Below are 7,271 nucleotides of genomic sequence, written 5' to 3' on the forward strand. Positions count from 1 at the left end.
CCCGCGCGCGCCGACGCCCCCCCCCCCCGCCGCGCCCCCCGCCGCCGCCGCGGCCCCCGGGGGGCCCGGGGGCGCGCCTGGTACCGGGGCGACTGCCATCTGCACACCGTGCACTCCGACGGACGGCGCACCCCGGCCGAGGTCGCGGCGGCGGCGCGGGCCGCCGGGCTGGACTTCATCGCCACCACCGAGCACAACACCACTTCCGGGCACGGCGCCTGGGAGGGGTTGTGGGGGGAGGACCTGCTGATCCTGTGCGGCGAGGAGGTGACCACCCGCAACGGCCACTACCTGGCGCTCGGCGTCGATCCGGGCACCTTCGTCGACTGGCGCTACCGGGCACGCGACGACGCGTACGAGCGGTACGTGCGCAGGATCCACCGTGCGGGCGGGCTGGTCGTCCCGGCGCACCCCAACTGTCCGTTCGTGGGCTGCCAGTGGAAGTTCGGCTACGCGGGCGCGGACGCGGTGGAGGTGTGGAACGGGCCGTGGACGTCCGACGACGAACTGGCCCTGGCCGCCTGGGACAACATGCTGGTGGAGTCCTGCCCCCGGAGAGGCGGGGACGGGCGCGGGCAGTGGATACCGGCGATGGGCAACAGCGACGCCCATCGCGAGCCGCAGGCCGTCGGCCTGCCGCAGACGGTCGTCCACGCCGGTGAGCTGTCGCGCGCGGCCGTGCTGGAGGGCATACGGGCGGGCCGGAGCTGGCTGGCGGAGTCCTCCGGGATCGGCCTGGAGCTGTCGGCCGCGGGACCGCGTGGCGAGCACGCCGGGATCGGGGAACGGCTGCGCGTCGCGCCGGACGCCGCGGTGGCGGTGCGACTGGAGGTGACGGGGGTGCCGGACGGCACGGTGCGGCTGCTGACCGACCAGGGCGAGATGCGCTCGGAGCGTCTGCCCGCCTCGGGTTCCGGCACGGTTCTCTGGCGCACCACCGCCTCGCTGGCCGCGTATGTGCGCGCCGAGGTGCGCCGCCCCGCCCAGGACGGCGGCGCGGGACTGCCGGGGCCGATGGCGGCGATGACCAATCCGCTGTGGCTGGAGGCGCGTTGATGAGCAGAGACGCCACCGTTAGTCAACTCCTTTGATAAGCAAGGAGTTCGGTTCACCGCCGGACATCTCGCGATCTGTCGGGGCATCAGTCACCGGCTCCGCCGCGGGTTTGCGGCGACTGCGAGGAGACACAGGGGCACGGCTGACGTACCGACCGCTGACAAGGCACACTGTGCGCTGCGGGTCGTCACACTTCGCAGGGGGCACCATGGACGGCGAGGGGCACACCGGGCGCGAACGACTGCGGCAGCCGGACAACGGTCGTCACCGGCTGCGTTTCGCTGTGCTCGGACCGGTACGTGCCTGGCGGGACGGTGAGCCGGTCGGCGTCGGCTCGCCCCAGCAGCGCGCCCTGCTCGCCGCCCTGCTGCTGCGCGGCGGGCAGACGGCCACCGCGCAGGAGCTGGTGGACGCGCTGTGGGGCGAGGAGCCGCCGCAGCGTGCCCTGGCCACGCTGCGCACCTACGCCTCCCGGCTGCGCAAGGTGCTCGGCGCCGAGGCCCTGATCAGCGAGTCCGGCGGGTACGCGATCCGGCTGGGCCCCGACACCGGGATCGACGCGGACACGGCCGCCGCCCACGCGCTGGAGGCCGAGAAGGCGGCCTCCGGCGGCGACCGCCACCGGGCACGCGAGCTGTACGGCCTGGCGCTGGCACAGTGGGACGGCGAGCCCCTGGCCCATGTCCCCGGGCCGTACGCGGAGAACCAGCGGACCCGGCTGGAGGAGTGGCGGCTGTCCCTGCTGGAGCACCGCCTCGGCCTCGACCTCCAGCTCGGCTCCCACACCGGGGCGGTCAGCGAGCTGACCGCCCTGACCGCCGAGCACCCGCTGCGCGAGCGGCTGCGCGAACTGCTGATGCTGGCGCTGTACCGCAGCGGCCGCCAGGCCGAGGCCCTGGCCGTCTACGCCGACACCCGGCGGCTGCTGGCCGAGGAACTGGGGGTGGACCCCCGCCCGGAACTGGCCGGGCTCCAGCAGCGCATCCTGCGGGCCGACGAGGAACTGGCGCAACCCGCCGAGGAGTCCGCCCCGCCGGGCACGGCCACCTTCGTACGCCCCGCGCAGCTCCCGGCGACCGTGCCGGACTTCACCGGCCGGGCCGCCTTCGTCGCGGAACTGGGCGACCAGCTCGCCACCGCCGAGAGCCGCGTCATGGCGGTCTCGGCGGTCGCGGGTATCGGCGGGGTGGGCAAGACCACCCTGGCCGTGCACGTCGCCCACGCCGCCCGCGACCGCTTCCCCGACGGCCAGCTCTACACCGACCTCCAGGGTGCGGGCCCGGCCCCGGCGGAGCCGGAGGCGGTCCTGGGCGCGTTCCTGCGGGCCCTGGGCCTCCCGGACTCCGCGATCCCGGACGGGGTGGAGGAGCGGGCCTCGCTCTACCGCTCGACACTGGCCGGCCGCCGCATCCTGACCCTGCTGGACAACGCCCGCGACGCCGCCCAGATCCGCCCGCTGCTGCCGGGCACCGAGGGCTGCGCCGCGCTGATCACCAGCCGGGTGCGGATGGTGGACCTGGCGGGCGCGCACCTGGTGGACCTGGACGTGATGAGCCCCGAGGAGGCCATGACGCTGTTCACCCGGATCGTCGGCGCCGAGCGGGTGGGCGCCGAGCGCAAGGCCGCCATGGATACCGTCGCGGCCTGCGGCTTCCTGCCCCTGGCCATCCGCATCGCCGCATCCCGCCTGGCCGCCCGCCGCACCTGGACGGTCTCCTTCCTGGCCCGCAGACTCGCCGACGAGCGCCGCCGGCTGGACGAGCTCCAGGCCGGCGACCAGGCGGTCAAGGCCACCTTCGAGCTGGGCTACGGTCAGCTGGAGGCGGAGCAGGCCCGCGCCTTCCGCCTGCTGGGCCTGGCCGACGGCCCCGACATCTCCGTCCACGCCGCCGCCGCCATGCTGGAGCGCACCCCGGAGGAGACCGAGGACCTGCTGGAGTCCCTGGTCGACACCTCCCTGCTGGAATCGGCCGCCCCCGGCCGCTACCGCTACCACGACCTGGTCCGGCTCTACGCGCGCACCTGCGCCGAACGCGACGAGGACCCCGCCTCGGAACGCACCGTCGCACAGTCCCGGCTGCTGGACTTCTATCTGGCCACGGCGGCAGGCGTGTTCGCACTGGAGCGTCCCGGCGACCGCACTGTGGAACACCTGGCCGCCACCGACCGTCCTGGTCTGGATTTCGACAGCCGGGCCACGGCGCTGGACTGGCTGTTCGCCGAGGCCGACTGTCTGCTGGCCTGTGTGGAGCAGTCGGCCGGGGGCGACACGCTGCGCCGCGCGGCCGACCTGCTGCTCGTCGCCAAGGACCTGGCCGACTCCGGCATCCACTCACTGCGCTACGAGCGGGCCGCCACCGCCGTCTGCCGGGCGGCGGTGACCGTGGGCGACACCTGGGCCGAGGGTCGCGCCCACATCATGCTCACCCATGTGCACACGGTGGCGGGCCGCTTCGACCAGGCCGACGAGAACGCGCACCGCGCCATGATGCTCGCCGAGTCCACCGGCGATCCGGTTCCCAGCTGCTATGCCCCCAACGACCGTGGCATCATCGCCATCTATCAGGGCCGCTACGAGCACGGCGAAGCACACCTGAACCAGGCCGTCGAGGCGTTCCGGACCGACGGCAACCACACCGGCGAGGCCAGCGCCCTGTGTAACCTCTCCCGCATCCATCTGGCCCTCGGCCGCATCGACAGCGCGATCCGGCTCGCCGAGCAGGGTGTGGCCATATACATCGACATGAAGCTCAACATGCGTCTGGCCAACGGTCGTTACGCCCTGGGAGTGGCGTTGACGAGTGCCGGGCGCGTCAGCGAGGCCTTCGACCAGCTCAACAGGGCTCTCGCGCTCTTCCACGAAAGCCGCCAACCGCTGTGGGAGGGCGTGACCCATCTGCGGCTGGCCGAGGCGCACCTGGTGGCACGCCGTCCCGCGCAGGCCGCCGCTCACGCCGAACAAGCCCTCGCGCTGCGCGGCATCGGCGGTGAGTGGCGACGTGGGACGGTACTGATGACTCTGGGGCGCGCGCTGGACTCCCTGGGCCAGACGGACCGCGCACGTGCCTGCTGGCAGGACGCACTGACCATCTTCGACTCCCTGGGTTCCCCCGAAGCCGACGAGGCCAGGAATCTACTGACTCCTGCCGTCGCCGCGTAGCGACTCGAGGGGTCTGCCGTCGGCAGGCGGACGTTCATCGATCGTTTATCGCCACACGCCATGCTTGTGCCCATCGACCCGTCGCGTCGGGGGGCAGGCAGGTCGATGGGCCCAACACCCTGTAACACCGGGATGAGCGGCCCGAAGACCGCCCGGCGGCCCACGGGGGAGCCGCCGGGCGGATCCCCGGGATCCAGTTCGTCACCAGACCTAGGAGTCGGTCGTATGAGCGAGACCACCAAGAAGCCCATCACCGGCGGTCCCAACCAGGACAACCACGTGTCGAGCCCCGGCAGCGACGGCCCGACCACTCAGGACAACCACGTCTCGGGCAGTGCGGCCGGCACGGAGGACAACCACGCGTCTGGCGACGGAATGAAGTAAGACCACACCAGTCGGGGGGCACCAGGGACCAGCGGCGGCGATGCGGAGGGGGATCGCCGAAGCTGGTCCCTGATTGTGTGCGGCGCACGGATCAAGCCACTGTCAGATGGATTTCCGGCCATGAAGATCGAACAGTCGCTCTCCCGGCACTAGTTTGTTTCGCGAACGGGAACACCGTTACCCACAGAGGAGCCCTTATGACTCACTCGAAGAAGGTTCTCGCCACCTTCGCCCTCGCAGCGGCCCTGATGGGTGGTGCGGCTGCCCCGGCCATGGCCGACAACCACGCTCCTGTCGGACCGCAAGGCGTCTCCGCTCCGGGGCCGTGCGACAACCACGCTCCCGCGCCGGGATGCGGTGGCTCCGCAGCCGAGTCGCAGAACGACAACCACGTCGGCTGACTCGGGGAAACACGGCTTGCGGGCAGGCCGGGGCTTGCGGACCAAGTCAATGAGTCGGGGGAACCGTGCTGCGGTTCTCCGACTCGTTGACAGGGTTTCGCTCTTCCTTCCCGGAGAAGAAGAAAGGGTCCGGCGCCGCCGGCCACACGCCCGGCCCTCGCCAGGGCTCTCCGCGCCCGGACCGGTTCAGCCCGTCACGGAGGCGCGGCAGTCGTCCGCGGCCCCCACCATGGCCGGGTCCCGCGGCTCCACCTCGACGCGCCTGGTCTGGTCCCTCCCCACGCTGACGCGCCGGGAGGAGACATCGATGGTGTCCCCGGAGTCGTCGACCAGATACACGTAGACGGTGTAGGTGCCGGCGTCGCCGTCGGAGAGCTCGACCACCGCCCCCTTCTTCCCCTCGGCGCACGAGATGATCTCGGCGTCCGGCCCGTCCTCACGGGACGAGGAATCGGAGGACCCGGAGGAGCCGCTGCCGGCCGTCGTGCTCCGGTAGCCGCTGTGACCCGACCGGCTGCCGGACTTGTCCTTGCCGCAGCCGCCGCCTCCGCCCCCGTTCTTGCTGCTGCTCCCCCGGCCGCCGCCCTTGCCGCCGCCGCTCCGGGCCTGGCTGAAGCCGGACAGGGCCAGCGTCACGACGGCGACGACGGCTATCAGCTTGAGGTGGCGCTTCACAGAGCGCTTCATGACGAGTTCTCCCCCGGTGGACGCTCGGTGCGCGTACGCACCCACTGTTGACTGCCGGACTTTCCAACAGGGTTCACGCGGGGAGCGGCCAACGGGGTTCCCGCGCACAGCGGTTCGCCGGAAACCGGGCGGGGCGAACGCGGGGGCCGGGTCAGGCGCGGGCCTGCCCCGTCCCCTTGGCCGCGTCCAGCGCGTACACGCAGCGGTCCCGGCTGCACGCGAAGACCACGCCGCCCGCGACCACCGGCGAGCCGGTGATCTCACCCTCCGTGGCGAGCTTCCAGCGCAGCCGGCCCCCGACGGCATCCAGCGTGTACAGGCAGTGGTCCGCCGATCCGAAGTGGACCCGGCCGTCCGCCGAAACCGGGGCGCCGGTGATCTCGCCGCCCGTCGCGAAGCGCCAGCGGGGGGTGCCGCTGACCGCGTCCAGTGTGTAGAGCGCGCCACCGCTGCCCAGATGGACCAGCCCGTCGGCCACCACCACCGGCTCGGCCGACTGGCGGGACTCGGTGGCGATCCGCCACCGGTCGTGGCCGTTGGCGGCGTCCAGCGCGTACACCGTGCCCAGGTAGTCGGCCAGGTAGACGCCGCCGCCCGCGATCGCCGCGCCCGGCGCGAAGGCCGGCGGGCACAGGAACGCGGCGGGCGCGTCGAAGCGCCACCGCTCCGCTCCGGTGGCCGCGTCCAGGGCGAAGACCCGCGAGCCGGCGCTGACGTACACCGCGCCGTCGTCGGCGGGCAGCAGCCGCACCGGGACGCCGCCGGTCGCCGAGGAGTCGCCGACCCGGTGGGACCACTGCTCGGTTCCGGTGCGCGCGTCCAGGGCGTACAGCCGCCCGTCGCCCCAGACGTAGACCGAACCGCCCCTTATCACCGGGCCGGTCCCGGCGGTCTCGAAGTCGGTCTGCGCACCGGACAGCTCCCACAGCCGCTCGCCGCTCGCCGCGTCCCACGCCTGTACGCCACCGCCGCGGGTGCCGGTGACGACCGTGCCGCGGTCGGCGCGCAGCGCGTACACCCAGCCCTCCGCGGCCAGGCGCCAGACGTCGGAGCCGTCGCGGGCGTTCAGGGCGTACAGGCTCGGGCCGTCGGAGGCGTGGACCCGGCCGTTGCTCACGGCCATCGACCACGCCACCTCGCGGGTCTTGAACTGCCGCCGCCCCGTCGCCACGTCCAGCGCGTGGACCTCGAAGGAGGTGACGTACAGCAGGCCGTCGGCGACGACCGGGGTGCCCCACACGTCGTTCGACATCCGGAAGCGCCACGGCCGCCAGCGCGGCGGCGCGGCCGCCTCACCGCCGGAAGGCCCCTGGGAGGCGCTGTGCGGCGGGGGGTGGGCCACGGTGGCCCCGGGGGCGCCGGTGCCGCCCGTCCCGCCGCCGTCCGGTGCGCGCAGCACCCAGGACGTCGGGGCGCTCACCTCGGTGGCACGGGCCCGGGGCCGCCGGGGGCCGGGGCCGATGGGCAGCGGGGCACCCGGCAGCAGTACGGAGCCGCCGTCCGCCGGAGGGTGCGGGGGCGGCGGGATCGGAGGCGGCGGCACCGGGGGCGCGGCCACGGACGCGGCGTGCGCTCCCCCGCTC

Annotated in this window: 6 protein-coding genes; 4 read left to right on the top strand and 2 right to left on the bottom strand. The window is 73.6% G+C overall.

The window, feature by feature from the left end:
• The 4 genes from AC2CJA_RS21650 to AC2CJA_RS21665 form a co-directional block, all read left to right on the top strand.
• A partial coding sequence (locus AC2CJA_RS21650; protein ID WP_484604342.1) for a CehA/McbA family metallohydrolase occupies window positions 1-1,056 on the top strand: 1,056 nt, incomplete at its 5' end.
• A 208-nt stretch (window positions 1,057-1,264) separates the two neighbouring features.
• A complete protein-coding gene (afsR, locus tag AC2CJA_RS21655; RefSeq protein WP_484604343.1) occupies window positions 1,265-4,216 on the top strand; it encodes an SARP-family global regulator AfsR in 2,952 nt (983 codons plus the stop codon).
• Between the two features lie 225 nt (window positions 4,217-4,441).
• Window positions 4,442-4,600: a hypothetical protein gene (locus AC2CJA_RS21660; protein ID WP_484604344.1), complete on the top strand. Its 159-nt coding sequence runs from the start codon at window positions 4,442-4,444 to the stop codon at window positions 4,598-4,600.
• A 197-nt stretch (window positions 4,601-4,797) separates the two neighbouring features.
• Window positions 4,798-5,001, top strand: a complete 204-nt coding sequence (locus AC2CJA_RS21665) for a hypothetical protein (protein WP_484604345.1) — start codon at window positions 4,798-4,800, stop codon at window positions 4,999-5,001.
• A gap of 186 nt (window positions 5,002-5,187) precedes the next feature.
• Here the strand turns inward: AC2CJA_RS21665 and AC2CJA_RS21670 are convergent, their stop codons facing one another.
• A complete protein-coding gene (locus tag AC2CJA_RS21670; protein WP_484604346.1) occupies window positions 5,188-5,688 on the bottom strand; it encodes a hypothetical protein in 501 nt (166 codons plus the stop codon).
• Between the two features lie 151 nt (window positions 5,689-5,839).
• Window positions 5,840-7,271, bottom strand: a 1,432-nt coding sequence (locus AC2CJA_RS21675; RefSeq protein WP_484604347.1) for an outer membrane protein assembly factor BamB family protein, incomplete at its 5' end; no start/stop codon positions are given.

The organism is Streptomyces sp. ATLC9, from assembly GCF_057196705.1.